The sequence below is a fragment of the Amycolatopsis sp. CB00013 genome (genome assembly GCF_001905755.1).
Classification (GTDB): domain Bacteria; phylum Actinomycetota; class Actinomycetes; order Mycobacteriales; family Pseudonocardiaceae; genus Amycolatopsis; species Amycolatopsis japonica.
Genome location: NZ_LIWC01000007.1, coordinates 146567 through 173540, shown reverse-complemented (window position 1 = coordinate 173540; position 26974 = coordinate 146567). Strand labels below are relative to the sequence as shown.

The following is a 26974-nucleotide window of genomic DNA, read 5'->3' as shown; positions in this document are numbered from 1 at the left end:
GACGCCGCTCACGTACTCCGCAAGCGGGAAGAGCCGTTGCCCGGCGCCGCGCCGCGCCGGGCAACGGCAGGTCAGACCCGGAAACGGCCGGGCAGTCCGATGGTCGCGCGGGAGGAGACCTCGGTCGCGGTACCCGAGTACTGATCGGTGCCCGCGGTGAACTGCCAGCCGCCGAAGGTCTTGCCGTCGACCGCCTCGCCGTAGGCCTCGGCGACCGTGGTCGAGACCTCGTCGTAGGACTTGCCGTTCCAGTTGCCGGCGCCGACCCCGAAGTCGCGCGAGTCGCCACCCTGCGCGGCGGCCGTGGGCAGGGTCCACAAGGTGAAGTGCACGTGGGCGCCGGTGCTGCTGCCACCGCAGGGCAGCGCGTTGCCGGTCCGGCCGAGGGCGTCGCCGGGGACGACCTTCTGTCCGTCGGTGACCGAAATGTTCTCCATGTGGTAGTACCCGGTGCGCCAGCCGCCGTCGTGGTCGACGGTCACCCAGTCGCCGCCGGAGCAGTGCTGGATCCGGACAGTGCCCGCCAGCGGGGCGCGAACGGTCCTGTCGCCGGGGCTGAAGTCGATGGCGTTCTTCACGCCGGAGTTCCCGTTGTCCGAGTGGATCCCCGCCGAGTAGACCGATTGGCCCGTCTCGAAGGGCAGCCCGAACGCGGGAAAGGCACCGGCCGCCGTGGCCGTCGGGGCGGCGAGAACCACCCCGACGAGTGCCACCGAGGCCCCCAGACCGGCGAACCGCGCAGGAAGTTTCGTCACCTTGCGTACTCCTTACCCCGTGACACTCACCCATTCGATGGAGTCGATTGCGGGGAAAGTAATCCAAAAGGAGTACAGAAGGGAAGAATTTTCTGAGATCAACCGACGAACAGCTGGTGCCGGTTCGTGACCTACTGGCCGGATTCGCCCTTCCACCTGGCCAGACGGCCCGCGCGGTCGACGGCCCGCAGGCGTCGTTCGGCCGCGTCACGGGCTTCGGAGGTGGTCACGACGAGTAACTGGTCGCGTTCCTGAAGCCGCGTGTTCTTGTTCGGCGTGAAGCCGGTGCCGTCGCGGACGAGGAGGCTGATCGTCGCCCCCACCGGCAGGCGCAGCTCGGCCAGGTAGACGCCGTGCATCTTCGACCCGGTGTTGATCCGGACCTGCAGGAGTTCCGCGCCCATCTCGTCGAGCGGCGCGGAGTCGACGTCGATCTCGTGCGCTTCGGCGTGCTGGGCCAGCCCGAGCGCTCGCGCGAGCGGGGTCAACGTCGCCCCTTGGAGCAGCGTCAGCACGATGACCAGCACGAACACCGCGTCGACCAGCTCCTGCGCGCCGGGCACCCCGGACGACAGCGGGATCAGCGCGAGCACGATCGGGACCGCACCGCGCAACCCGGCCCACGACAGGAACACCTGTTCTCGCCAGGGGATCTTGAACGGCAGCGCCGACAGGAGCACCGACAACGGGCGCGCCAGCAGCAACACGACCGCTCCCGCGACCAGGCCCTGGACCAGGCTCTCGAAGATCCTGCCCGGCGAGGCGAACAGGCCGAGAAGCACGAACAGGCCGATCTGCGCGAGCCAGCCGAGCCCTTCGGCGAAGGAAAGCGTGTCCGACCGGTGCGGCAGCTTCGAATTCCCCAGCACCAGGGCCGCGACGTAAGTGGCGAGCAGGCCCGACGCGTGGGCGAGCTGCCCGCTCGAGTACGCCACGACGCACACCGCGACGGTGGCCAGCGGGTACAGACCGGTGGCGGGCAGCGCCGCCCGGCGCAGCGCGAACGCCCCGCCCCAGCCGAAGGCCAGGCCGATCACCAACCCGGCGGCGAGTTCGTAGACCACCAGCAGCGGGAGCGACCAGTCGACGGTCGCACCCTCGGCGAGGACGACGACCGCGATGTAGGCCGGGGCGTCGTTGATCCCGGACTCGATCTCCAGCGCGCCCACGAGCCGCTTCCCGATGCCCGCCGATCTCAGCACGGAGAAGACCGCGGCGGCGTCGGTCGAAGCGAGGACCGCGCCCCACAGCAACGCCATCCGCCAGTCCAGGCCCAGCAACCAGTGCAAAGCCGCGCCGGTGACCGCGATACTCACCGCGACGGCCACTGTGGACAGTGCGATTCCGATGCCCAGCGAGGGTTTCACGGCCGTCCACCGGGTGGTGAGGCCACCTTCGGACAGGATCATCACCAGCGCGGCGAGGCCGAGCGACTGGGTGAGCTCGGGGTTGTCGTACTGGATGCCGAACCCGGCTTCGCCGAGCAGGACACCCATCCCCAGGTACAGCAGCAGCGAGGGAAGGCCGACGCGGATCGACACCCGGACGGCGATGACGGCGACGAGGAGCACCGCACCACCGGTGCCGAGGATGAGCGGGAGCTGCTCCATGTCGCCTCCCGTTCCGGTCGCCGTGAGGGCTCCAGAATAGTGAGGCGGTGATCGTCACACGTTCGTGTACCGGTCGAAAAGCGTCCGGATAACCTGTGTTACAGACTGTCCACTACGGACTGCGCAGGGCCACCAGGTCGACACCGAGTTCCGCGAACGGTTCTTCCGCCGCGGGAAGGACTTTCACCGCGCGGTTGCCCTCACGGGACAACCAGCCGGCGCTCACTCCGTGAGACAGTAACGCCGCGGCGACCCGGCCCGCCAAATGATCACGGCGCACTGTCCAATCCAGACAGTCGCGCAGCATCGGGCGGCGGCCGCCGTCGATCTCCACCCCCAGCGTGTCGAGCACCTCGCGCCCGCGCCCGGTCAGCGTCAAACCGCCGGCGTCGTCGATCAGCCCGGTGGCGAGCATCCCGTCCCGCAGCGCGACACCGACCGTCCCGGCGAGGTGGTCGTAGCAGGTCCTGGCGAATTCGAGCCGCTTCACCCGCACGGAAGACCGCAGTCCCTTCACCGGCCGGTGTTCGGCGTGCTGGGCCAAATGCTCGATCAGCTCGGCCACCCGGGGGTCGGCTATCCGGACGTAACTGTGCCTCCCCTGCTTGACCCGCACGACGAAACCGGCATCGGTCAGCTTCGTCACGTGCTCGCTCGCCGTCGACGCGGCCACCTCGGCCGCACCCGCCAGCTCGGTCACCGTCCAGGCGCGCCCGTCGAGCAGCGCGAGACACATCGACGCGCGGCTCGGATCGGCGAGCACGGCCGCGACCTCGGCCAGTGCGATCGTTTCCATGCCTTCACCGTAGAAGACGCACGGTTCGGCGGCGGCCGAAGCGTCAGCCCGCCAGGAACTTCGCCGCCAGCTGGACCGCGGGCTTGGAGTCGTTGGACCCTTCGAGCATGACGGCGAAGGCGACGTCACCGCGATAGCCGACGAACCAGCCGTTGGCGTCGGCGCCCGAGCCGAACTGCGCCGTACCCGTCTTGCCGAAGACGGCTCCGCTGCCCTTCAACGCTTTCGCGGTCCCCGTCGTGCAGACCTCGCGCATCATCGCGCGGACCTGGTTCAGCACCCCGGCAGGCGGAGCCTGGTACCCGGCGTTGACCTTGGTCTCCAGCCCCTGCCACAGCTTCGGCACGACCGGCTTTCCCGTCGCGACCGTCGCGGCCATGAGCGCCGCGCCCAGCGGGCTGACCTGCACCCTGCCCTGGCCGATCCCGGCCTCGACCTGCTCGTCACCGCTGCCCGACGGCTCCACCTTCCCGGCCTCCGTCGACAGGCCCGGGATTTCGAAGTCGGCGTTGAGGCCGAGCTGCGTCGCCGCCTTCGCGAGGCCGTCCGCGGGCAACTGCCCGGCGAGCCGTCCGAAGGTCGTGTTGCACGACGCGGCGAACGCCGTCTTCAACGAGACGGTCCCCAGGTCGAACCCGTTGTCGTTCTTGAGCGTGCGGGTCCCGATCTGCTCACTGCCCGGGCACGCCACCTGGGAGTCGGCGGAGACGCCACCCTGCTGCAGCGCCGCGGTCGCCGTGGCGATCTTGAAGGCCGAACCCGGCGAGTACAGGCCGTTGAGCGCCTTCGGCTGGTTCCCGGCGGCGCCGTTCTGCGCGACCGCCAGGAGTTCGCCCGAGGTCTTCATCGCGACGATGATCGCCGGTCCCCCGAAGCCGTCGACGGCCTTCTGAGCGGCGTTCTGGGACGCCACGCTCAAGGTCGAAACCAGCGGCTTATCGGTCTCGGCGGCCTGCCCGAAGAGCGTCTCGACCGGTTTGCCGGAGACGTCGACGCGCGACACGGTGACGGTCGCTCCGGCGCCGCTGCTCTCCCCGGAGGCGACCTTGGACAACGCTCCCTGCAGGATCGGCGCGACCCCCGTCGCGTCACCGCCGACAAGCGCCTTGCCGTCGCGGTCGGCCACGACCGGCTTGGCCGAAACGGGGGCGACGGAAAGCCTCTGCCCGGCTTCGAGCTTCGGATGGATCACCGACATCGCCCAGCGGACCACCCATTTCCCGGCGTTGCGCACCAGTTCGAGCTTGCCCTCGTACTTCCAGACGCTGTTGCCCGCGAACGTCCACGCGACGTGGAACGTGGCCGACGTCGTGGTCGCGTTGCCCGGCGTCGTCGGGACCTCGCCGAGGGACGTCCTGACCGACGCCCCGTTGAGCGCCGCGCGCGTCCCGGACAGGGCCGTCGTGGCCGCCGCCGGATCATCGACCGGGGCGGTGTTCAGGTCGCCCATGTCGAACAACCGCAGGAACCGGCCGGCGACCTGCGCCGGGCTCTCCTGCGCGCTCTCGGTGGAATCCCCCTGGCCACCGCCGGAGGCCGCCGGCGCCCGATCCTCCCTGACCAGCAGCACCACCGCGGCCACCACGATGGCGACCACCGCCAGCGCGGCGCCGATCAGGATCCCTCTTTTCCGGGCAGGACTCATGGATTCGCTCTCCCCCCATACGGCGCGCACCCTCGCGCGCCCCCGGGCGCCAGCCTGCCGATTTCCCCCGCGCAAGGCGGGGCGACGGCGAGAAAGCGACGGTTCCGAATCCGTTTCGTGATCCCGGTGATCGAGACCCCGCCCCGGAATGCAATGAAAGGTCCTTTCCTCGCAAATTTTGCAAGGAAAGGACCTTTCATAGCGCTCGCGAGGGTCAGGCCTTGGTGACCGCCACGGTCACCTTCGTGCCCTCACCGACCGTCCCGGCCGAGCCGTCGGCGACGGCGCCGTACGCCACCGAAGTCGCCAGCGTCTCCGAAGCGATGAACTCCTCGTGCGTCTTCGCGGCCGTGACCACGTCCTCCGGCGCGTCCACCGTCAGCGCGATGCGGTCGGCGACGTCGAGCCCGGCGTCACGGCGGGCCTGCTGCACGACCCGCACCAGGTCGCGGGCCAGGCCCTCGGCCGCCAGCTCGTCGGTCACCTCGGTGTCGAGCAGCACCAGTCCGGCCCCGCCCGGCAGTTCCGCGGCCGCGCCGCCGCCCTTGGCGACCAGACGGCGGTCGTACTCGCCTTCGACGAGCTCGATCCCGGCCGCCACGACGGCGCCGCTCTCGGACGTCGTCCACTCACCGGCCTTGACGGCCTTGATCACCGTCTGGACGTCCTTGCCCAGCCGCGGTCCGGCGGCACGGGCGTTCACCGCGACCTCGAAACCGCCGTGCGCGGCGACGTCCGTGGTCAGCTCGACGGATTTGACGTTGACCTCGTCGCGCAGGATGTCGGTGAAGTCGCGCAGCGAGTCCGCCTCGTGCGCGGCGACGACCAGCTTGGCCAGCGGCAGCCGCACCCGCAGCTTGTTCGACTTCCGCAGCGAGAGCGCCGAAGACGCCACCTGGCGCACCCGGTCCATCGCCGTCACCAGCGCCGCGTCGGCGGGCAGGTCGAGCGCGTTCGGCCAGTCGGCCAGATGCACCGAACGGCCGCCGGTCAGCCCGCGCCAGACGACCTCCGTGGTCAGCGGCAGCAGCGGCGCCACCACCCGCGAGGTCACCTCCAGCACAGTGTGCAGGGTGTCGATCGCGTCCTGCTCGCCCGCCCAGAACCGGTCGCGCGACCGCCGCACGTACCAGTTCGTCAGCACCTCGAGGAAGTCGCGGACGGTCGAGCAGGCACCGGCGACGTCGTAGGTGTCGAGCGCGTGCTCGACGTCGGTCACCAGTTCGTGCGTCTTCGCCAGCACATACCGGTCGAGGATGTGCTTCGAATCCGTGCGCCACTTGCCTTCCACGCCCTCGGCGTTCGCGTAGAGCGCGAGGAAGTAGTACGAGTTCCACAGCGGCAGCACGGCCTGGCGGACGGCGTCGCGGATGCCCTTGTCGGTGACGACCAGGTTCCCGCCGCGCAGGATCGGGCTCGCCATCAGGTACCAGCGCATCGCGTCGGAGCCGTCACGGTCGAAGACCTCGTTGACGTCCGGGTAGTTGCGCAGCGACTTGGACATCTTCTGGCCGTCCGAGCCGAGCACGATCCCGTGCGAGATGCAGGTGCGGAACGCCGGCCGGTCGAACAACGCGGTCGCCAGCACGTGCAGCAGGTAGAACCAGCCGCGCGTCTGCCCGATGTACTCGACGATGAAGTCGCCCGGGTAGTGGTGCTCGAACCACTCGGTGTTCTCGAACGGGTAGTGCACCTGCGCGTACGGCATCGAACCCGAATCGAACCAGACGTCGAACACGTCCTCGATCCGGCGCATGGTGGACTTCCCGGTCGGGTCGTCCGGGTTGGGCCGGGTCAGCTCGTCGATGAACGGCCGGTGCAGGTTTTCCAGGCGCACGCCGAAGTCGCGCTCGAGCTCGTCGAGGGAGCCGTAGACGTCCGTGCGCGGGTACGCCGGGTCGTCCGACTGCCACACCGGGATCGGCGTGCCGAAGTACCGGTTGCGGGAGACCGACCAGTCGCGGGCGTTCTCCAGCCACTTGCCGAACTGGCCGTCCTTGACGTTCTCCGGGTACCAGGTGATCTGCTGGTTCAGCTCGACCATCCGGTCCTTGAACTCGGTCACCGCGACGAACCAAGACGAGACTGCGCGGTAGATCAGCGGGTTCCGGCAGCGCCAGCAGTGCGGGTACGGGTGCTCGTAGGTCTCGTGGCGCAGCAGCACCGCGCCCTGACGGGCGGCGGAACCGGTGCCGTTCTTGAGGTCCTTGATGATGTTCGGGTTGGCGTCGAAGACCTGCTGGCCCGCGTAGTCCGAGACGGTCGCGTCGAACTTGCCCTGCGCGTCCACCGGGGTGACCGGGACGATGCCGGCAGCGTCGGTGACGACCTTGTCCTCTTCACCGTAGGCGGGCGCGATGTGGACGACACCGGTGCCGTCCTCGGTGGTGACGTAGTCCGCGGAGAGCACGCGGTGCGCGTTCTCGTGCCCGGCGAAGTACGGGAACGGTGGGGCGTAACGGGTTCCGAGCAGCTCGGTGCCGGTGTAGTGCCCGACGACGGTCGGCTCTTCGCCGAGCTCGCGGGCGTACGAGGCGACGCGCGCTTCGGCGAGCAGGAACCGCTTGCCTTCGCTTTCCACCACGACGTAACGCACGTCGGGGTGGACCGCGGTCGCGAGGTTGGACGGCAGCGTCCACGGTGTCGTGGTCCAGATCAGCAGGTAGGTGCCGTCGAGCTCGTTGTCGTTGCCCTCCAAGCGGAAACCGACCGTTACGGCCGGGTCCTGGCGGCTGGCGTAGACGTCGTCGTCCATCCGCAGCTCGTGGTTGGACAGCGGGGTCTCATCGCGCCAGCAGTAGGGCAGGACGCGGTAGCCCTCGTAGACCAGGCCCTTGTCCCACAGCTGTTTGAACGCCCAGATGACCGACTCCATGTAGGACAGGTCGAGCGTCTTGTAGTCGTTGTCGAAGTCGACCCAGCGGGCCTGGCGGGTGACGTAATCCTGCCATTCGCCGGTGTAGCGCAGCACGGACTCGCGGCACGCCTCGTTGAAGACGTCGATGCCCATCGCGTCGATCTCGGACTTCTCGGTGATCCCGAGCTGGCGCATGGCCTCGAGTTCGGCGGGCAGACCGTGGGTGTCCCAGCCGAAGCGGCGCTCGACGCGCTTGCCCTTCATGGTCTGGTAACGCGGCACCAGGTCCTTCACGTACCCGGTGAGCAGGTGACCGTAGTGCGGGAGACCGTTGGCGAACGGCGGACCGTCGTAGAAGACGTACTCGTTCGAACCGTTGACGCCGGGGTCGCGGGCGTCGATCGACGCCTGGAAGGTCCGATCGGCTTCCCAGTACGCGAGGACGCGCTTTTCCGACTCGGGGAACGAAGGCTGGGACGGGACGCCGGTCTCGCCGTCCAGCTGTGCCTTGGGATACATCTTCGGTGCTCCTCGCGGTTCGTCTCTCGTACGGGCTTTCACCCACACGGGGACGAGACGGCCGTTTCCGGCGCGTTCCGCGGTACCACCCCGCTTGCCCGGCCGGTTGGTGTTCCGGCTGGGCCGCTCATTCGACGGCTGTGACGGGCCGTACCCGTCCGGTTCTACTGAGGGTGTGGGCCCTGTTCTTCCGGAGGCTCCCCGGTGATGGCCGGATCGGTGCCAGTTGATTCAAGGGTAGCGCGCGGGGCAACCGGGTTGTCACCCGGTCATCGGCACCAGGCCGACGCCTCGGGCGTGGACGGCCCTGATCGCGAAACTCCCCTTTCGCTGCCCAGCTCCGCGCCTGCCGTCACCGAGTCCATGAGGATTCGCGGGCCCGTCGATCTCCCGGCTGCCGCAGTCCTCCCACGGCGTGACGGGATCGGCGAGGATCCGCTCGGCCTCGGTGCGCAACTCGTCGTCGGAGTCGGCGGCGAGCCGGCGAACGCGGCCATGGCCCGCACTTCGCCGATCCCGAAGTCCCTTGCCTGCAGTCGCATTGGTTTCAGGCCTGACTGGACGCCGGTTCGGTCGAGCACCTGATCAGTCCTCGTCGTCACTGATTTTTTTGCTGTCGCGCGTGCTGCCTGGAACATGGCGCGACAGATCCGCCGCTTCTGAAAGCGGGAGCGTGTAGGTCGTTATACAGCGTTCGGCCTATGTTCTGAGGTGCATGGTGTTCCTCCTTGGCGTTCCGGTCGAGTCGAGGTAAGCCGGCGGGGTGAATTCGGGTAGGCCGTCCTGGGCGATCTGGACTTTCCATTCGCTGCGGTGGATCAGCCGGTGATGCCGGGTACACAGCAGCACGAGGTTGTCGATCTTCGTTTCGCCGTGGTGTCGCCAGAAAACGATGTGGTGAGCGGTACACCGGGGCACCGGCATGTCGCAGCCAGGGAAGGCGCAGCCTCCGTCGCGGAGGGTCAACGCGTACTTCTGCGCCAATGACACGGTGCGTTTGGAGCGGCCGATGTCCAGTGGTTCACCTGCGGTACCGAGAACGCCGGGCCGCACGCGGGCGTCGCAGGCGAGGATTCGGGCGTCGGTCGCACTGATCGGCCCGACCAGATCCAGGTGGGCTTCGCCGAGGTCGTTGATCAGGTCCTCGTAGGACATGGTGACCAAAATGTGGGTCGCCTCGCCGGCTTGGCCGGGAAGGTTGCGGCTGGTGGTTTTCAACCGCACGTAGTCGGTGAAGGCGTCTCCGTAGCGTTCGTCCTGGGTGCGGGAGTCCCGGATTCCGTCGATGGCTTTGTGAGGTTTGGCCATCGGATCCAGGTCGGACTTCAACCGAGCATAGGTTTCCAGATCAAGCCGGGCCTTGAGGCCGAGTGAGCCGTCGCGGTGTTTGACGAACCGCAGCTCCGGGCGGGTGTCTTTCGGATCCTCGTTGCGGGGCTCTTTTCCGTCGGGGTCGAGTTCGTCCAGCAGGCGACGTCCGGCACGGGCGATCTGCCGAGGGCCCGCCCGACGAGCCAGCTCGACGAGGATTTTCTCTCCCACTCGCACGTCTTCGTCGGGAACCGAAGAAGGGATACGGGCCAGGGTCCGGATGATGGCGTCGATCTGACTGCCCCCGATCGCACCCTCCGCAGCAGCCTCAGCCGTCAACGGAGCCAAGGGCGGCTCGGGGTCCCCGCCGATCGCCGGGCCGGGATGCAGGGCCAGGACCCGGTCGGCGCGGGCGGCGGCTTCCTTGTCCGACACCAGGAAGTCCTCGAGTATCAGCCCCATCAGCGTCGAATGACCGCTGCAGCCACTGATCCCACGGGAATTGATTTCCGCCAGGATCGCGTTCTGCTCCGCATCTGCCCGGCGCTTGAGGACTTCGAGTTCTTGTTTGCGGGCATGCAGCGTCGCGGTATCGACGCGCCACCACTCGATGGGCGTCTCTGGAGGTGCATCGTTGCTGGCCACGACCTCAAAGCTACGCCGAACCGAACACTTGCGCTAGCCCGAACAGACCAACAAGAAGAATTGCCGAAAAATGGCAACAGCGAAGGGAGCCTTAAAGCAGCGAAGCACCTTAAGGACACGAAGGCGCCTTAAGCACTAGATAGCCTTAAGGCACGAATTGCACTCACGAGCGCGACCGACGCCGGCCCACCACGCAAAGCCCCGAGTTGCCGTCCCCGCCACCGCCTCTAGGTTGACGGTATGCCGATCTGCGTGGCCCGATGAAAGGGCCCGGACTCCTCGTCGTCCTGCTGGTCGTCCTCGGTGGTGTCAGCGGGCTCGGGTTCCTCTTGGGACTGGGCAACGCGGCCGTCCTGGCCGCCCTCACCGCGCTCTTCTGCCTCATCGCGGCGGTCGGCGGGCCGCTCTGGGCGGATCTGCGGTTGCTGGCGTGGTTCGCGCCCGCGCTGATCCTCGCGGTCGGGGTGCCGCGGTTGCTGGGCGCGGTGTCGCAGTGGGCGGCGATCGGGCTGCTGGTGGCGATCGTGGTCGTCGCCGGTCTGGTGCCCGTGCTCGGGCCGCGGTTCGTGACGGTCGGGCTGGGGCTCGGGATGGCGTCGCTGTTCGGGTACGGCTTTCAGTTGACGGGCACGGCGTCGGCCGGGCAGATCCTGGGCGCGCCCGCGATCGCGGTGGGGGTCGTGATCCTGTTGCGGGTGCTGATGGGAGCGAAGGATCCCGCCAAGCCGACCCGTGACGCGCTGGCCGACGCGCTCTCGACGGGTACTTCCGAAACCCAGGTGCGGGCGGCGAGGCTTTGGCTCGCGGATCGGCCCCGGCGCTGGACCGGCGGGGTCCTCGGCGGCCTGTTCCGGTATCGCGCGGCCACGGGGTTGCTGGAGATCCGCCGGAAACGTCTGGACAGCAAGGAAATCGGCGAAACACTCGACGCCGCCACGGAAGAAGCCGCCAGGCTGGCCGAAGCCGTCCGAAGCCCCACTGCGCCGAACGACGTCGAACCGGTGCGGCGCAACGAACCCGGCGGTCTGCCCGGCGCCACGGCGAGGCTCGTCACCGCGCTTTGGGAGGCGCTCGAAACCATCCGGACCGCGGCGACCGAACGTGACGAGTCGCGTGTGGACGTTCCGAAGGGACTCCGCAAGGAACTGCGCAGGATCGAGCTGGGCGGCGCGTTCTCCTGGCAGTCGGCGCAGTTCCGGCACGCGCTCCGCTGCGGGCTCGGCGTCGGTTTGGCCTTGGTGGTCGCGAGTTTCCGGCCAGGCGACCCGCTCACCGTGTCGTTCCTGCTCGGCACCTTCGCCATCTTGCAACCGGAATGGCGGGACAGCCTCGGCAAGGCCTGGCAGCGGATCGGCGGTTCACTCGGCGGCGCCGTCGTCCTGAGTCTCGTTCTTTGGCTTCTGCCGCAAGGATTCCTGCTGCCGATCGGGCTCGTCGCGCTCCTCGGCGGGTTCTCGTTCATGCAGACGCGACCGGCGGTGTTCAACGGCTGCATGGTCTTGATGTCGGTCGGCATGAACGCGACCACCAGACATCTCGACCCGCGCTACGTGCTCATCGAGTACCTGCTCCTGATGATCCTCGCCGGCGCCATCGCGTTGCTGTTCGGCTTCGCCGCGATCCCCGGGGTGCCGAAACCCGGTCCGGCGGAACGGTTCGAGAACGCCGTCGGCGCCACCCGGGAGCTACTCGGTTCGGTGGCGCGGAAACTACGCGGCGAAGACGTCGATCCGCGGACGCTCGGCCGCGAGTTCCGTGCCGCCACCATCGCCCATCACGGTCTGCTCGCGGCGGAGCCGGGCACCAAGGAACCCGCGCCCGGTCAACGGGACGCGCTGGAGAAGGCCGCCGAAGCCTTGCGCGGCCTGTCCGTCACGGCGTCGTCGCTCTTGCTGCGGCCCGGATCGGCCGAAGCGGCAGACGCCGTCGACGAGGCGGCGCGCACGCTCGGCACCGAAGAAACCGCGGAGATCCCTGTGCCACGGGACGCCGACGAGGAACAGCGCCTGGTGCTCGACACGATCGCCGCCGACGTCGTGGCGGTCGGCGAAGCGGCGCAGAAGCTCTAGGCCTTCTCGCGGTGCTTCCCGGCGATTTCGGCATCGGGGGTGCACAGCGCGCACGGGGTGAACCCGAGCTGCCGCGCCTCGCCGATGCCGAGCGGGATGGTGTCCCGGGTCTCGAGCCACTCGCACGAAGTCACGTGATAGCGCGGGTACTCGTCGACGACGACGACCTCGATCTCGAGTTCGGAGACGACCGCCACATCCGCGGGGTCGCTCTTCTCCTCGCCGGGGTCGCCATTCTGCTGAGGCTCGGGGGTGTCCTCCGCGTCGCCGAGTTCACCCGCGGCGGGCATCAGGACGGTCTGCTCGACGTCCTCGGGTTTCTTTTCCTCACCCTCGGCGGCGGGCTCGTCCTCTTCAGCCGGGTCTTCCGCCGCTTCCTCAGCGGGGGCCTCGGCCGCGCGCTTCTTCCGGCGGCGCAGCAGGTCGAAGAGGAGCAGCAACCCCGCGACGACGGAGAGACCGATGGAGATCCAAGCCCACAGGGAGTTCGCGGTGATGAGCGCCGCGACGAGCAGCCCCAGAGCCGCCAGTACCAGTACCAGGACGATGAAGAGCACGGTGAATTACAACACGAGCGCACAGGGAAACGGCCCCGACCCTCCGGAGAGTGCCGAGGCCGTTCCACTGTGTAGAAACAAACCGCTGTAGAAACAAACCGGGGCAGAGATCAGCCCGCTTCGGCCCGGGGACCGAACGAGTAACCCTGTCCGCTACCGGAGGACGACGACTGCCCCGAGTTCGACGAGGACGCCGAGGCGGGAGCGGCCGAACCGCGGTCGTCGAGCTCACGCAGCTGGGACTCGAGGAACCCGCGCAGCCTCGTGCGGTACTCCCGCTCGATCGTGCGCAGCTCTTCGATCTTCTTGCCCAGCGAGCCCTTCTCCGCGTTCATGTTGTTCATGGTCTCGGTGTACTTGCGCTGAGCCTCGCGCTCCATGGTCGTCGCCTTGTCGCGCGCCTGGCGCTCCAAGGTCTCGGCACGGGTCCGCGCGTCGTTCAGCATCGTCTCGGCACGCGTACGCGCCTCGTTCACCATCGAGTCCGACTTGGACCGCGCGTCCGAAAGCAGTTGCTCGGACTTGGTCCGGGCTTCGGCGAGCATGCCGTCCGACTCGGTCTTGGCCTCGGCGGTGAGCCGGTCGGCCATTTCCTGCGCCAGCCCGAGCACCTTCGCGGCCTGGACGTTGGGCTCCCCGTTGTCCGGCACCATCGAGTGGGCCTGGGTCTGCTCCATCGCCGACTGCGGCGGCGGCACCGGCGCCAGGCGGCGCGACGGCTCGTCGCGTACCTGCGGCGGCGGGCCGACGGCGCCGGCCTTGGCGTTTTCGAGCTCACCACGCGTGGTCTCGAGCTCGTTGTCGAGCTGCTCGACCTGCTGCCGCAGCTCGTTGTTGTCCTCGATCAACCGGGCAAGCTCGGTCTCCACCAGGTCGAGGAACGCGTCCACCTCGTCCTCGTTGTAGCCCCTTTTGCCAATGGGCGGCTTGCTGAACGCGACGTTATGCACGTCAGCGGGGGTCAACGACATCAGATCACCTCACGCACTCCATGGCCTGCAGGTCCACCGGGGCTTCCCCGAAAATCACCCTGGCGTTGCCAGCTGCATCGCGAAGAACACAACCAACAGCAGCACCATAATCGATAAGTCCAGTCCGACGCCGCCGATTCGTACGGTCGGGATGATTCGTCTGAACAGACGAACCGGTGGGTCGGTCACTGTGTAGATGGTCTCGAGCGTTACCGCAACCCCTCCGGCAGGACGCCACTCGCGAGCGAAAGCACGCACGAGCTCGACGACGATCCGTGCCGTCAGCAGGAGCCAGAAGGCGAACAGCACGTACCAGACGACCAGCAACACAGCATTCACGTAACCACTCTGCCATGCCTCACGTCAAAAGACGCAGTTGACGGGCCGCGGATGCCGATGAGTCGACAAAATCACATCCGGCTGCGCTCAGCGGTCACCGGGTGATCAGCCGCGCAGGAATAATCCGCCTTCGGCGATCCGCCGACGGTCCTCCGCGGTGACATCCACATCGGGCGGTGAGAGAAGGAACACCTTGTTGGTGACCTTGTCCATCGATCCGCGCAACGCGAAAGCGAGCCCCGCGGCGAAGTCGACGAGACGCTTCGCGTCCGCGTTCTCCATCTCCGTGAGGTTCATGATCACCGGGATGCCCTCCCGGTAGTGCTCCCCGATCGCGCGCGCTTCCGCGTAGCTCGTCGGGTGCAACGTCGTGATCCGGCTCAACGGGTCACGCACCGCCGGACGGACCGGCTCGGTGACCGGCCGCAGCCGCGCGACCGGCTCCGGCTGACGGTCCATCGCCAGCGCTCCGTGGACGGCCGGCTCCGGACTGGCCACGGAGCGTGACCGAGGCCGGGGTGCGGGCTCGTCGTAAGTGTCAACTTCGTCCCGGTAACGTCCACCCCGTGACCGGGCCGGCGGCTCGTCGTCGTAGTCGTACTCGTCGTCGGCGTAGCCTCGCCGGTAGTCATCCTCGACGTCATAGCCGTCTTCGTCCGCGGGCACCATCCCGAAGTAGGCCTTCAGCTTCTGCAGCGCGCTCATGCCTCTCCCTAGCCTTAGCCGCGTCCCGCACGTACTCCCCCGCCCTCGCCGCCACTCCCCGTAACGACGAGACGGTATTCCCTAAGGCGAGGCTAAACCGCGTCCACCGAGCAACGCGGTTCCGACACGCACACAGGTCGACCCGTGCGCGATCGCCTGCTCGAGATCATTGCTCATTCCGGCGGAGATCTCACGGGCATTTGGGTGTTCTTCCCGTAGACGCTCCGACGCTCGGGCGAGTTTCCCGAACGCCTCCGCGGGATCAATACCCAGCGGCGCGACCGCCATAAGCCCCCGGAGGCGAATATCACCCACATGGGCTATCCGCTCCGCCAAATGGCTCACGTCGCTCAACCGAATGCCCCCGCGCTTCGGATCGTCATCGAGACTTACTTGAATGAGGACGTCCAACGGGTGCTCGCGTTGCCCGGATTCGAGGGCCGACTTGGTCGCTTTCGCGAGCGCCTCGGCCAGCCGTTCGGAGTCGACGGACTGGACCTCGTCGGCCCACCGCACGACCGATTTGGCCTTGTTCCGCTGCAGGCTGCCGACCATATGCCAGCGGATCCGGGCGTCCGGGCGCAGCTCGGCGACCTCTTCGGCCTTCGCGCCCGCTTCCTGATCGCGGTTCTCGGCGAGATCGAGCGCGCCGAGGTCGGCGAGCAGCGCGGCGTCGAGCGCCGGGAAGGTCTTGGTGACCGCGAGCAGTTTGACCTCGTCGCGGGCCCGGCCGGCGGACTTGCACGCGGCCGCGATCCGCTCTTCCACTTCGGCGAGGGAGGCGGCGAGTTCCCCCTTGCGGGCGTCACTCACGACGCGTCCAGCCACGTGATCCCGGCGATCCGGCCAGTCGTGCCGTCGCGCCGGAAGCTGAAGAGCGTCTTGTCTTCGTTGGTACAGCGCGGATCCACGCCGATCTTGCCGACGCCGAGGTCGGCCAGCTGCCGCCAGAGACCGGCGCGCAGGTCGAGCCCCGGCGTGCCCTTGCGGGTTTTGCAGGCACTGCCCGGCACGTGCTTTTCGACGTCGGCGGCCATGTCGGCGGGGACTTCGTAGCAGTCGCCGCAGATCGCGGGACCGAGCAGCGCTTCGGTCCTGGCCGGTTCGGCGCCGAGCGAACGCATCGCCTCGACCGCGGCGGGGACGACGCCGACCCTGGCGCCGACGCGGCCCGCGTGGACGGCGGCGACGACACCGGCTTCGGCGTCGGCCAGCAGAAGAGGCACGCAGTCGGCGACGAGCACCACGAGCGCGAGGCCGGGCTCGGCCGTTACGAGCGCGTCGGTCGCTTCGGCGGCGGAGGTCTCCGAGCCGTCGACGACGGTCGCGGTCCGGCCGTGGACCTGCTCCATCCAGGCCAGCCTGTCCTCGGCGAGGCCGAGTTCGGTGGCGAGGCGCTTGCGGTTGGCGTAGACGTCGCCCGCGTCGTCGCCGACGTGATCACCGAGGTTGAAGGTGTCGTAAGGCGCGCGGGAAGCCCCGCCCGCCCGTGTCGTGACGACCCGCCGTACCCGCACGCTTTTCCTCCTAGACCTGAGTGAAGGCCCCCTCGACTGTAGTCAAGGAGGCCTTCACGGAACGTACTGGCGAACTACCGGCGCATGAACGGCGGCACGTCGACCTCGTCGTCCGACGGGTCGTCGTGCACCGGGGTGGCACGGCCGGGCAGGCTGCCGTGGTTCGTGTTCGACCCGATCGGCGAGTAGCCGCGCGAACCGCCGCCGGGCTGCGGGAGCCCGCCGCTCAGCGAACCGTTGCCCTCGTTACGGGCGGACGGCATCGGCGTGTGCGTGCGCGGCGGCGCGACCGGGTAGCCGTTCGAACCGGTCGACGGCACCGGCGTGGCACCCGAAGGCGGGCTCTGCACCGGTGTCGCCCCGCCACCGTTGACCTGGCCGGCCTGCGCGGACGCGGTCGAGTTCGTGCGGGAGCCGAACGCCGGCGGGTCGAGCTTCTTGTGCGTCGGGGTGCCGGCGTCGAAACCGGCCGCGATCACGGTGACCCGGACCTCGTCGCCGAGCGAGTCGTCGATGATCGTCCCGAAGATGATGTTGGCGTCGGGGTGCGCGGACTCCTGCACCAGCGACGCGGCTTCGTTGATCTCGAACAGGCCGAGGTCCGATCCGCCCGCGATCGACAGCAGCGCGCCGTGCGCCCCGTCCATCGACGCTTCCAGCAGCGGCGAGTTGATCGCCTTCTCCGCGGCCTGGATCGCCCGGCCCTCGCCGCGCGCCGAGCCGATGCCCATCAGCGCGGAACCCGCGCCGGACATGACGCTCTTGACGTCGGCGAAGTCCAGGTTGATCAGACCCGGCGTGGTGATCAGGTCGGTGATGCCCTGGACACCGGACAGCAGCACCTCGTCCGCCGAACGGAAGGCGTCCATCAGCGAGACGCCGATGTCGCCCAGCTGCAGCAGCCGGTCGTTCGGGATCACGATGAGCGTGTCGCATTCGTTGCGCAGCTGCTGGATGCCCTCTTCGGCCTGCTTGCTGCGGCGCTTGCCCTCGAAGGTGAACGGGCGGGTGACGACGCCGATGGTCAGCGCGCCGAGTTTGCGGGCGATCTGGGCGACGACCGGCGCGCCACCGGTGCCGGTGCCACCGCCCTCGCCCGCGGTCACGAACACCATGTCGGCGCCCTTGATGACCTCTTCGATCTCTTCGCGATGGTCCTCGGCGGCCTTCTGCCCCACCTCGGGGGCGGCGCCGGCACCGAGGCCGCGGGTCAGTTCCCGGCCGATGTCGAGCTTGACGTCGGCGTCGGACATGAGCAGTGCCTGCGCGTCGGTGTTCACCGCGATGAACTCGACGCCCTTGAGGCCGACCTCGATCATGCGGTTCACGGCGTTCACGCCGCCGCCGCCGATACCGACGACCTTGATCACCGCAAGGTAGTTGTGCGGGGGCGTCATCGGGGCCGCCTTCCTGATCGTGTGTGCCCGTGCTGCCCGCCGGTCGCTGAGCCTGTACCGAACCCTCGAGCTGAAGTTCAGATTGAGAGTTATGTCAACTGCCGACGTTGAAGCAGGACGGTATGCACCAGGCTGGCTCGAATCCAGTAGCCACGCCGTGTGTCGCAAAGGTGTTTTGCCACAACATGTTCGCGGGCGCAAGAGCGAGACCCGGTCGCGGCGGCGAACGGCGGCCTGGTAAAAGCGAAGATCAGGTGGGCATGGACATGACCATGACGACGTCCTTCGACGGCGACCCGGTCGGTGATCCACCGGCCTGTTCGACGCTGAGCGCGAACTTCTCCGCCCCGCCGAGCCCGTCGGCGACCAGCAGCGCACCGTCCTGACCACCGGAAATGAGCCCGGCGGGCTTGGGCGCGGCACCCGGGTACATGAGCCAGGCCTGATAGGTCCGGCCCGGTTCGTTCGCCGGCAGCTGCGCCGCCATGAAGACCAGCCGGTCCTTCGCGCGCGACATCATCACGGTGCCACCGCCGCCCGCCGAGGTCTCGGCGTGCCCGGTCCGGAGATCGACGGCCGAAAGGACGTCGGCGACCGGGGCGTAGCGCTCCGCGTACTGCGCCGCACGCTCCCGCGCGGCCGTCAGCTGCGAGTGGTTGTCGTAGGCGATCCCGCCGAACACGGCGGTGCCCGCGAGCCCGACGACGGCCGCGGCCACCGCGGCGATCGCCCAGCGCGGGGCGCGACGCCGGTCCTTGACGCGCTCGCCCGCGCCGAAGCGCGTCTTCGGCGGCTGCTGCCTGGTCGCCATCGCCTCGGCGAGCACGCGGCGTTTGAGTTCGGGCGGCGGGTCTTCGGCCAGCGCGGCACCGAGCCGGGTCGCCGTCATCTGCAGTTCGAGGACCTCTTGCGCGCACGAGGCGCACTCGGCGAGGTGGCGCTGGAACTGCGCTCGCTCCACTTCGGACAGCGCGTCGACGGCGTACGCGCCGGTGAGCGTGTGCATTTCGGGCATGGTCATGCCGTCACCCCCAAACAGTCCCGGAGCCTGATCAGGCCGTCCCGGAGCCGGGTCTTGATGGTTCCGTGCGGGGTCTGCAGTACCTCTGAGACCTCGCGATAGGTATAGCCCTGGTAGTAGGCGAGCAGGACGGATTCCCGCTGCAGCTCGGTGAGGGTGGTCAGGCAGCGGCGTACCTGCGAACGCTCCCAGCGAGCCGCGACGGCCTCGGCCACCTCGTCGAAGGGCCGCGCGCGGGCGGCCTCGAAGGTCGCCTTCACCTCGCGGTCCGAGCTGGCGCGTGCCGAGCGGACGCGGTCGACGGCGCGGCGGTGCGCGAGCGTCATGGCCCAGTTCAGCGCGCTCCCCCGCTCCGGGGAGTAGCGCGTGGCCGTGCGCCACAGCTCCACCATGACCTCCTGCGTGACCTCTTCGGACTGTGCGGCGTCACGGAGGATCCGCCGCACGAGGCCGAGGACCGGACCGGCGAGCCGGTCGTACAAGGCGTCGAAGGCCCGCTCGTCCCCCTTCGCGACCCGGACGAGCAGATCCTCGGCCGTCGGTCCGGCCGGTTCACCGCTGCTTCCGGGAACGGGCGCCATCCGGCGCGGGCGTGCCGAGTCATCCATCAAGCCTGCCTCCGGCCGTCTGGGGCGTCCGCTGTGTCATCGGCGCCTTCTTCAACCACAGTTTGGCCCCGTGCCGCCGGATCAGCGCGGAGACCCGGTGCGGCATGAGCGGACGGGTGATCAGCATGTGCGCCAGCCACTTGGCGGTGGCCGGGCGCCGCACGCCGCGCAGCGACGCGGTCAACGGCGTCTTCCCGTCCTGGTGGAGGGCGATCTTGACCGAAAGCAGCGACTCCGGCCGGGGTACCGCCATCCGGTACTCCCCGTCCATCGACTGGAACGGCGAGACGTAGAACTCCTTGTCCGCGAAGGCGTTCCCGTCAGCGTCGGGCCGAAGGAGGTACGCGTGCCTGCCCCCGTAGGTGTTGTGCACCTCGGCGACGACGCATTCGAGTTCGCCGTCGGGCCGGTGGCACCAGTACAGGGTGATCGGGTTGAAGTTGTGGCCGAGCATCCGCGCGCCTGCCAGCATCAGCACCCGGCCGCCGCGGAGGTCGACGCCGCGCGCCGCGAGCCAGCGGTCCAATTTGGACCGGATGCTGGAGGGGTCCTCGGGCGCGAAGTGGTCTCGCGAGTCGAAGCGTGCGAAGGGGCGAAGCCACCACGGCAGCTTCGGCGGCACATCGAGGTCGACGAACCACAGGTAGATCCGGTGGGCGAACGAGATCGGCGGCTCGATGCGCCGGACATGCGCCACCGTGGAGTCGTAGAGCACGGCCATGACGGTCACCATCGCACTCCGAAGTTCTCGGCCGCGCGGACACCGGACGCGCAGCCGTCCTCGTGGAACCCCCAGCCGTGGTACGCGCCGGCGAAGGCGACCGTGCCGTCGTTCAGTTCGGGCAGACGACGCTGGGCGGCCACGGATTCCGGCGTGTAGACGGGATGTTCGTAGGTCATCTTGGCCAGCACCGACCCGTCGGCCGGGCCGGTGCCCGGGTTGAGCGTGACGACGTAGCCGGTCGGCTCGTCGAGCCGCATCAGGCGGTTCATGTCGTAGGACACCTGGACCGCGCCGTGGTGGGCACCGCAGAACGGCGTGGCGTAGTTCCAGCCCGCCCGCGCCGATTCCGCCGTCGGGAGCACGCCGGTGTCGGTGTGCAGCCACGCCTCGTTGCTGGAGTACCGGAAGGAGCCGAGGACGTCTTGCTCGGCCGCGGTCGGCGACGCGAGCAGCTTCAGCGCCTGGTCCGCGTGGGTGGCCAGGACGACCTTGTCGAGCCGGTGCCGTGTGTCGGCGTCGTCGCGGACCTCGATACCGCGCGCGGTGCGCTTGACCGAACGGACCGGAGTCGACAGATGCACGGCGGTCAGCTGTTTGGCCGCCCGCTCGACGTACTCGCGGGAGCCGCCGACGACGGTGCGCCACTTCGGGGACCCGCCGACCGACAGCATCCCGTGGTTGCGGAGGAACTCGAACAGGTAACGCGCGGGGTACTTGAGCGTGTCGGTCCGGTCGGCGGACCAGACGGTCGAAACGACCGGGAGCATGAAGTGGTCGACGAAGTACTTCGTGTACCCGCCGATCGCGAGGAAGGCACCGAGGGTGACGTCTCCGGCCTCGGGCGCTTCGAGGACGCGCCTCGCGTGCCGGTGGAAGCGCTTGACGTCGGCGAGCATCCGCAGGTAGCGGCCTCGTGCGACGTTGCGCGGCTGCGCGAACAGGCCTTTCAGGCCCTTCGCGCCGGCGTACTGGAGCCCACAGCCGTCGCAGCGGATGCTCATCGACATCTCGGTGTCGCGGGTGGCGACGCCCAGTTCGGCGAACAGGCGGAGCAGGTTCGGATAGGTACGCTCGTTGTGCACGATGAATCCGGAGTCGACGCCGACGGTGCCGCCGTGCGCGCTCGGGACGTCGTGGGTGTGCGCGTGCCCGCCCAGCCTGTCTTCGGCTTCGAACAGCAGTACCTCGTAGCGGCGTTGCAGCAGATAGGCGGCCGTGAGGCCGGCCACGCCGCTGCCGATGACTCCGATGCGTTGACCCTTGGTGTGCACGTGAAGCATTCGGAGCCGGATCGGGCGAGGATTGGATCTCGTGAACCGGCGCGGCATCCGACCCATCCCTTTCCGGTCCGGGAGCGAATGACGACTATGCCGAACAGTCCCGTGTCCCGCCTAGCCCCGTTCGTCGAGCGGCTCCTCGGTGGCGCCCTTCCGGTCGGTCTGCGTACCTGGGATGGCGTACGCGCCGGTCCGCCGGATGCCCCGACCGTGGTGCTCCACAACCGCCGTGCCCTGCGCCGTCTCCTCTACGCCCCCGGCGAATTGGGCCTGGCCAGGGCGTACGTCTCTGGTGATCTCGACGTCGAGGGCGATCTAGCCGACGGATTCCGCCGGATCTGGGCGCTGACCCGTTCGGGCGCCGTGCGCGGTGCGAAGCTCGGCCCGCGCGACTGGGCCGAGGCCCTGCGTCTCGCCGTGAGCCTCGGTGTCGTCGGGCCGCCGCCCAAACCGCCCGCCGAGGAGGCCCGGCTGTCCGGGAAGCTGCACACCCTGCTCCGCGACAAGTCGGCGATCGCGCACCACTACGACCTCAGCAACGCCTTCTACCAGCTGTTGATGGACGAATCGATGGCCTACTCGTCGGCGTACTGGACGTCCGAGGAGGAGGGTTACGACCTCGAACAGGCTCAGTGGGACAAGCTCGAACTGATCTGCCGCAAGCTCGGCCTGCGCCCGGGGATGCGGCTGCTCGACGTCGGCTGCGGCTGGGGCTCGCTCCTGGTGCACGCGGCGAAACATCACGGCGTGACCGCCGTCGGGATCACGCTGTCGGCGGAGCAGCTGCAGCATGTCCGCGGCCGCCTCGTCCAGCACGACCTGGAGGATCGCGTCGAAGTCCGGCGGCAGGACTACCGCGAACTGCGTGACGAGCCCTTCGACGCCGTCGCCTCCATCGAGATGGGTGAGCACGTCGGCGAGGAGAACTACCCCGAGTACACGCGGACGCTGTACCGGATGCTCAAGCCCACCGGACGGCTGGTCCTGCAGCAGATGTCACGCGGCGCGGTGGCGCCCGGCGGCGGCGCGTTCATCGAGCGCTACATCGCCCCCGACATGACGATGCGGCCGCTGAGCCGCACACTCGGGCATCTGGAGACCGCCGGGTTCGAGATCCGCGACGTCCACGCGCTGCGGGAGCACTACGTGCGCACGGTCCGGGCCTGGGAGAAGACGCTCGAAAGCAACTGGGACGACGTCGTCGCGCTGATCGGTGAATCCGGCGCGCGCGTCTGGCGGCTGTACTTGGTCGGCGGGGCGCTCGCGTTCGAGGAGAACCGGATGGGCGTGGACCAGATCCTCGCGGTCCGGTCGTCGGAAGAAGGCTTGAGCGCGCTGCCCGCCACCCGGGAGTGGTCCTGATGCCCCTCGGCGGGACCCTCGCGGTCACGGCGGGCGCGACGCTGCTGGCCTTCGTCGTCACCTTCGGCATCGCGCGGTGGCGGAAGCGGTACGACACCGTCGACACGCTGTGGGGGCCGGGCTTCGCGCTCGTCGCACTGGTGGCGGCCCCGCTCGGGGACGGGTCGGTCGCGCTGCGCGTGGTCACCGCGCTGCTGACCGCGATCTGGGGCATACGCCTCGGCGTCCACCTCCACCTGCGAAACCACAAGGTGCCCGAAGACCCGCGCTATGTGCGGATGGCCGAGAGCGCCGGGGAGAATCCGGCGCTCAAGCTGTTCGTCCGCGTGTACCTGGTGCAGGCCGTGGTGCTCTGGTTCGTCTCGCTGCCGGTCCAGTTCGCGATGTACGGCGACACCTTCGGGGTGACGGCGTGGCTGGGCGTCGCGGTGTGGCTGGTGGGCTTCGGGTTCGAGACGGTCGGCGACGAGCAGTTGCGCCGCTTCAAGGCCGATCCGGGCAACAAGGGGAAGGTGCTCGACAGCGGTCTGTGGCGCTACACCCGGCATCCCAACTACTTCGGGGACGCGTGCGTGTGGTGGGGCCTGTACCTGCTGGCGTGTTCGAGCTGGGTGGGGGCGGCGACCGTGCTGTCGCCGATCGCGATGACGTACACGCTGGCCAAGGGGACCGGAAAACCTTTGCTGGAGAAGGGTTTGCGGCGTTCGCGGCCGGGATACGCGACGTACGTCGAGCGGACCAGCGGGTTCTTCCCACTGCCCCCTCGCCGCGTCACTCCCCGGTGAGACCGTCCGTCAGCTCGCGCAACAGGTCGAGGTGGCCGGCGTGCCTGCCGGTCTCCTCGATCATGTGCGCGACCACGAACCGGACGTTGACCTTGCGGTCGCCGCGGAAGGGGACCTCGTCGTCCAGCCCCATCGCTTCGACGATCTTGCGGCTGCGCTCGCACTCGGCCTCGTAGGCGGCGATCAACTGCTCGATCGGGGTCTGCATGGCCACCCGGAACTCGGCGTCCGGATCGGCCTCCAGCGCCTCCTTCCAGACGTCCTCCTGCCCGCCGAGCACCACGGTGAACCAGTACTGCTCGACGAGGGTCAGATGCCCGAGCAGACCGGCGACGGTGGTCAGTTCGCTGGGGACGAGCGGCCGCCGGGCCTGCTCGTCGGTGAGGCCGGAGCACTTCCAAACGACGGTGGCGCGAAGGAAGTCGAGGAAGCCGTTCAGCTGGGTGCGCTCGTCGCCGGTGAGTGGCGGTTCGGGGCGCTTCGGTTCGTCGGTCATGGTCGTGCAGTCTGCCGGTTTCCTCGGATGATCCGCTAACGAGTTACCCGGGGAGGCACTGTCCACCATCTGTCGCAGAGCGGTGGTCCGTGTCCGAACGTGATCCCATCGTTCGAGTGAACCCGACGGTAGTTAGCGCCCAGGAAACATGACGACCACCCGCCCGTCATGTCAGGCTGGTGCAGTTGTGCCTAGCCGGAGTGTCGATGAAAGGCAGATGATGTCAGGCCTGCAGCTGAGCGCACTCGATGTCGCTTTCCTTTGCCTGGAAAGCGAAACGACGCCCATGCACATGGGGGCGGTGGTCACCTTCCGCCCGCACGGGCAGGTGCACGCGCGCGAGCTGACCACGCTGCTCGCCGAGCGGGCGGCACGCCTCCCCAAACTGCGTCAGCGTCCCCGCACCGCGCTGTTCCCGCCCGGCGCCGCGATCTGGGCCGACGACCCGGATTTCGTTGCCAGTGAACATATTTCACATCACCACCTGAGTTCCCTGTACGAACCGGACCCGCTCTCCGCCTACGCGTCACGGTGGATGGGACGGCCGCTCGACACCGGAAAACCGTTGTGGGACTTGCATCTCGTCACCGGCCTGCCGGACGGCGAGTTCGCGTTGCTGCTGAAACTGCACCACGCGCTGACCGACGGGGCGGGCGCGTACGCCGTCGCCGTCGGCCTGCTCGACGGGCTCCCCCGGCCTGCCCGGCGCGCGCACAGCGGTGCCGCGCCACCCCCGCCACGGTCCCCTGTGGACGCTGTGAAGGACGCGGTCGGCTCGACGCTGACCCAGGCCGGGATCGCGTCGTCGGTGGTGCGCGCGACGCGTTCGCCGCTGTCCCCGATCAGCGCGCCGCCGTCGACCGAACGACGGCTCGGCCTCGTCCGGCTGGACACGGCCGAGATCCGCCGGATCCGCCGGACCCACGGCGGGACCGCGAACGACGTCGTGCTGGCGATCCTCAGCGGCGCGCTGCGGGAATGGATGATCAACCGCGGCCAACGCGCCGACGACCGGACCCTGCGGGCGCTCATCCCGGTCAGCGTGCGCGGGCGGTCCGCCGAGCAGCTCGGCGGGAACAAGCTGTCCGGGTACCTCTGCGATCTGCCGGTCGGCCTCGACGATCCGGTGGAGAGGCTGCTGGCCGTCCAGCGCGAGATGAGCCGGAACAAGGCCGCGGGCCCGGCGCGGGGCGCGGGCGCCTTCCCGCTGCTCGCCGACCGGATGCCGCCGATGCTGCACCGGCTCGGTTCGAAGGCCGCCGGGCTGGCCGCGCCGCTGCTGTTCGACCTCGTGGTGACCACGGTGCCGGTGCCGCCCAACCGGCTCACCCTGGACGGGACGCAGGTTTCGGGCGTGTACCCGTTCGTGCCGCTGGCGCCACGGCAGGCGGTCGGGATCGCGGTGGCGACCTACCGCGACTCGGTCCACATCGGACTGCAGGCGAACGGGGCGGCGGTCTCGGACGTGGGTTCGCTGCGGGACGGCGTGCTCAAGTCCGCTTCGCGCCTGCTGGACACCGTCTAGCGAATGCTATGAAAGGTCCTTTCCTTGCAAATTTTGCAAGGAAAGGACCTTTCATGGCGCGCGTAAGGGGGCAGGTCAGCCGCGCAGCATCTCCGCGACCAGGAACGCCAGCTCCAGCGACTGCTGCGTGTTCAGCCGCGGGTCGCACGCGGTCTCGTACCGGCCCGAAAGGTCCAGATCCGAGATCTCCTGCGCGCCGCCGAGGCATTCGGTGACATCCTCGCCGGTCAGCTCGACGTGGATGCCGCCGGGGTAGGTGCCGAGCTTGCGGTGCACCTCGAAGAAGCCCTGCACCTCGTCCACGATCCGGTCGAAGTGCCGGGTCTTGTAGCCGGTCGAAGCCTCGTGCGTGTTGCCGTGCATCGGGTCGCACTGCCAGATGACCTTGTGCCCGGACGCTTCGACCTTCTCGACGATCGCGGGCAGCACCTCGCGCACCTTGCCGTTGCCCATGCGGGCGATCAGCGTCAGGCGGCCGGGCTCGTTGCGCGGGTCGAGCCGCCGGACGTACTCGACGGCCTGCTCGGGCGTGGTCGTCGGGCCGATCTTGAGACCGATCGGGTTGGCCAGCAGTTCGGCGAAGGCGATGTGCGCGCCGTCGAGCTGCCTCGTCCGCTCACCCACCCAGAGGAAGTGCGAGGACAGGTTGTACAGCTTGGGGTTCGCCGCGTCCGCACGGTCCATCCGCAGCATGGAGCGCTCGTAGTCCAGCAGCAGCGCCTCGTGGCTGGCGAAGATCTCGGTGGACTGGAGCGAGCTGTCGGTGACGCCGCAGGCCGACATGAACCGCAGGCCGCGGTCGATTTCCGCGGCCAGCGCCTCGTAGCGCTCGCTGGCGGGCGAGGACTTCACGAAGTCCTTGTTCCAGTCGTGCACCTGGTGCAGATCCGCCATGCCGGCGCCGGTGAGGGCGCGGACCAGGTTCATCGCGGCGCCCGCGTTCGCGTAGGCGCGGATCATCCGGCCGGGGTCGGGCACGCGCAGTTCGGGCTTGGCGACGAGCGAGTTGATGATGTCGCCGCGGTACACCGGCAGGCCGAGCGCGTCGGTGGACGCCGAACGCGGCTTCGCGTACTGGCCGGCGATCCGGCCGACCTTCACCACCGGCAGGCTCGCGCCGTAGGTGAGGACGACGGCCATCTGCAGCAGGGTGCGCAGGTTGGCGCGGATATGCGGCTCGGTGTTCGACTCGAACGTCTCCGCGCAGTCGCCGCCCTGCAGCAGGAACGCCTCACCGCGGGCGACCATGGCGAGCCGGTCCGAAAGGCGGTCGATCTCGGCGGGGACGGTGATCGGCGGCACGCTCTCCAGCACGCCGCGTACGCGCTTCGTCAGCTCGGCGTCCGGCCACTCGGGCTGCTGCGCGGCGGGCCGGGAAAGCGCGTCGTCGAGCCGGTCACGCAGCTCGGGCGGCAGGGGTGGCAGTTCGGGGAGCGTGTCGACGGGAACGTCCACTGTCCAGTTCACAGGCACCAGGATATGC

24 protein-coding genes are annotated in these 26974 nt (G+C 68.9%); 4 read left to right on the top strand and 20 right to left on the bottom strand.

Annotated features, from left to right (window positions below; genetic code table 11):
• Positions 1–71: 71 nt before the first annotated feature.
• The 7 genes from AMK34_RS37670 to AMK34_RS37640 form a co-directional block, all read right to left on the bottom strand.
• The gene (locus AMK34_RS37670) at positions 72–755 is read right to left on the bottom strand and encodes a M23 family metallopeptidase (protein WP_073848524.1); all 684 of its coding nucleotides are present in this window, start codon (positions 753–755) and stop codon (positions 72–74) included.
• Between the two features lie 131 nt (positions 756–886).
• Positions 887–2365 (bottom strand): potassium/proton antiporter, encoded by a 1479-nt coding sequence (locus AMK34_RS37665; RefSeq protein ID WP_073848523.1) that lies wholly within the window; start codon positions 2363–2365, stop codon positions 887–889.
• A 112-nt stretch (positions 2366–2477) separates the two neighbouring features.
• Positions 2478–3161: an ArsR/SmtB family transcription factor gene (locus AMK34_RS37660; protein WP_037344921.1), complete on the bottom strand. Its 684-nt coding sequence runs from the start codon at positions 3159–3161 to the stop codon at positions 2478–2480.
• A gap of 43 nt (positions 3162–3204) precedes the next feature.
• Positions 3205–4806 (bottom strand): penicillin-binding transpeptidase domain-containing protein, encoded by a 1602-nt coding sequence (locus tag AMK34_RS37655; RefSeq protein WP_073848522.1) that lies wholly within the window; start codon positions 4804–4806, stop codon positions 3205–3207.
• Positions 4807–5020: 214 nt separating this feature from the next.
• Positions 5021–8182 (bottom strand): isoleucine--tRNA ligase, encoded by a 3162-nt coding sequence (gene ileS, locus AMK34_RS37650; protein ID WP_038510454.1) that lies wholly within the window; start codon positions 8180–8182, stop codon positions 5021–5023.
• 261 nt (positions 8183–8443) lie between these two features.
• Positions 8444–8638 (bottom strand): hypothetical protein, encoded by a 195-nt coding sequence (locus AMK34_RS43320; protein ID WP_073848521.1) that lies wholly within the window; start codon positions 8636–8638, stop codon positions 8444–8446.
• 243 nt (positions 8639–8881) lie between these two features.
• A complete protein-coding gene (locus AMK34_RS37640; protein WP_073848520.1) occupies positions 8882–10138 on the bottom strand; it encodes an HNH endonuclease signature motif containing protein in 1257 nt (418 codons plus the stop codon).
• Positions 10139–10398: 260 nt separating this feature from the next.
• On the opposite strand from AMK34_RS37640, the gene AMK34_RS37635 reads away from it, so the two are divergent.
• Entirely contained in the window at positions 10399–12207 is a 1809-nt protein-coding gene (locus AMK34_RS37635) for an FUSC family protein (RefSeq protein WP_073848519.1), read from the top strand.
• Here the strand turns inward: AMK34_RS37635 and AMK34_RS37630 are convergent.
• The 11 genes from AMK34_RS37630 to AMK34_RS37580 form a co-directional block, all read right to left on the bottom strand.
• The gene (locus AMK34_RS37630) at positions 12204–12764 is read right to left on the bottom strand and encodes a hypothetical protein (RefSeq protein WP_073848518.1); all 561 of its coding nucleotides are present in this window, start codon (positions 12762–12764) and stop codon (positions 12204–12206) included. The two genes, AMK34_RS37635 and AMK34_RS37630, sit on opposite strands and share 4 nt — an antisense overlap.
• 110 nt (positions 12765–12874) lie before the next feature.
• Positions 12875–13735 (bottom strand): DivIVA-like cell division protein Wag31, encoded by an 861-nt coding sequence (wag31, locus tag AMK34_RS37625; protein WP_037344910.1) that lies wholly within the window; start codon positions 13733–13735, stop codon positions 12875–12877.
• A 54-nt stretch (positions 13736–13789) separates the two neighbouring features.
• Positions 13790–14065: a YggT family protein gene (locus AMK34_RS37620; RefSeq protein WP_005155180.1), complete on the bottom strand. Its 276-nt coding sequence runs from the start codon at positions 14063–14065 to the stop codon at positions 13790–13792.
• Between the two features lie 114 nt (positions 14066–14179).
• Positions 14180–14779 (bottom strand): cell division protein SepF, encoded by a 600-nt coding sequence (locus tag AMK34_RS37615; protein WP_016335930.1) that lies wholly within the window; start codon positions 14777–14779, stop codon positions 14180–14182.
• Positions 14780–14860: 81 nt separating this feature from the next.
• Positions 14861–15592 (bottom strand): YggS family pyridoxal phosphate-dependent enzyme, encoded by a 732-nt coding sequence (locus AMK34_RS37610; RefSeq protein ID WP_073848517.1) that lies wholly within the window; start codon positions 15590–15592, stop codon positions 14861–14863.
• A complete protein-coding gene (gene pgeF, locus AMK34_RS37605) occupies positions 15589–16296 on the bottom strand; it encodes a peptidoglycan editing factor PgeF (RefSeq protein WP_038510440.1) in 708 nt (235 codons plus the stop codon). The genes AMK34_RS37610 and pgeF overlap by 4 nt, the downstream gene beginning before the upstream one ends.
• A 74-nt stretch (positions 16297–16370) precedes the next feature.
• Positions 16371–17693 (bottom strand): cell division protein FtsZ, encoded by a 1323-nt coding sequence (ftsZ, locus tag AMK34_RS37600; RefSeq protein WP_073848516.1) that lies wholly within the window; start codon positions 17691–17693, stop codon positions 16371–16373.
• Positions 17694–17943: 250 nt separating this feature from the next.
• Positions 17944–18714, bottom strand: coding sequence for an anti-sigma factor (locus AMK34_RS37595; protein WP_038510434.1), 771 nt, complete (start codon positions 18712–18714; stop codon positions 17944–17946).
• A complete protein-coding gene (gene sigK, locus AMK34_RS37590) occupies positions 18711–19322 on the bottom strand; it encodes an ECF RNA polymerase sigma factor SigK (RefSeq protein WP_073848515.1) in 612 nt (203 codons plus the stop codon). Before sigK ends, AMK34_RS37595 begins: the two co-directional genes overlap by 4 nt.
• On the bottom strand, positions 19315–20055 hold the full coding sequence (locus AMK34_RS37585) for a DUF1365 domain-containing protein (protein WP_073848514.1): 741 nt from the start codon (positions 20053–20055) through the stop codon (positions 19315–19317). Before AMK34_RS37585 ends, sigK begins: the two co-directional genes overlap by 8 nt.
• Positions 20049–21326 carry an NAD(P)/FAD-dependent oxidoreductase gene (locus AMK34_RS37580; RefSeq protein WP_073848513.1) on the bottom strand — a complete coding sequence of 426 codons (1278 nt, stop codon included), beginning with the start codon at positions 21324–21326 and terminating at the stop codon, positions 20049–20051. Before AMK34_RS37580 ends, AMK34_RS37585 begins: the two co-directional genes overlap by 7 nt.
• An 87-nt stretch (positions 21327–21413) precedes the next feature.
• Here AMK34_RS37580 and AMK34_RS37575 point away from each other — a divergent pair, with 87 nt between their 5' ends.
• Both AMK34_RS37575 and AMK34_RS37570 read left to right on the top strand, forming a co-directional pair.
• The gene (locus AMK34_RS37575; protein WP_073848512.1) at positions 21414–22685 is read left to right on the top strand and encodes an SAM-dependent methyltransferase; all 1272 of its coding nucleotides are present in this window, start codon (positions 21414–21416) and stop codon (positions 22683–22685) included.
• A complete protein-coding gene (locus AMK34_RS37570) occupies positions 22685–23470 on the top strand; it encodes a DUF1295 domain-containing protein (protein WP_073848966.1) in 786 nt (261 codons plus the stop codon). The genes AMK34_RS37575 and AMK34_RS37570 overlap by 1 nt, the downstream gene beginning before the upstream one ends.
• Here the strand turns inward: AMK34_RS37570 and AMK34_RS37565 are convergent.
• Complete coding sequence (locus AMK34_RS37565) at positions 23457–23966, bottom strand: DinB family protein (protein WP_073848511.1); 510 nt, start codon at positions 23964–23966, stop codon at positions 23457–23459. The two genes, AMK34_RS37570 and AMK34_RS37565, sit on opposite strands and share 14 nt — an antisense overlap.
• A 217-nt stretch (positions 23967–24183) precedes the next feature.
• On the opposite strand from AMK34_RS37565, the gene AMK34_RS37560 reads away from it, so the two are divergent.
• Positions 24184–25491 carry a wax ester/triacylglycerol synthase family O-acyltransferase gene (locus AMK34_RS37560; protein ID WP_083650107.1) on the top strand — a complete coding sequence of 436 codons (1308 nt, stop codon included), beginning with the start codon at positions 24184–24186 and terminating at the stop codon, positions 25489–25491.
• A gap of 75 nt (positions 25492–25566) precedes the next feature.
• On the opposite strand, the gene AMK34_RS37555 is transcribed toward AMK34_RS37560, so the two are convergent.
• On the bottom strand, positions 25567–26958 hold the full coding sequence (locus AMK34_RS37555) for a class II 3-deoxy-7-phosphoheptulonate synthase (protein WP_038522829.1): 1392 nt from the start codon (positions 26956–26958) through the stop codon (positions 25567–25569).
• Positions 26959–26974 lie beyond the last annotated feature (16 nt).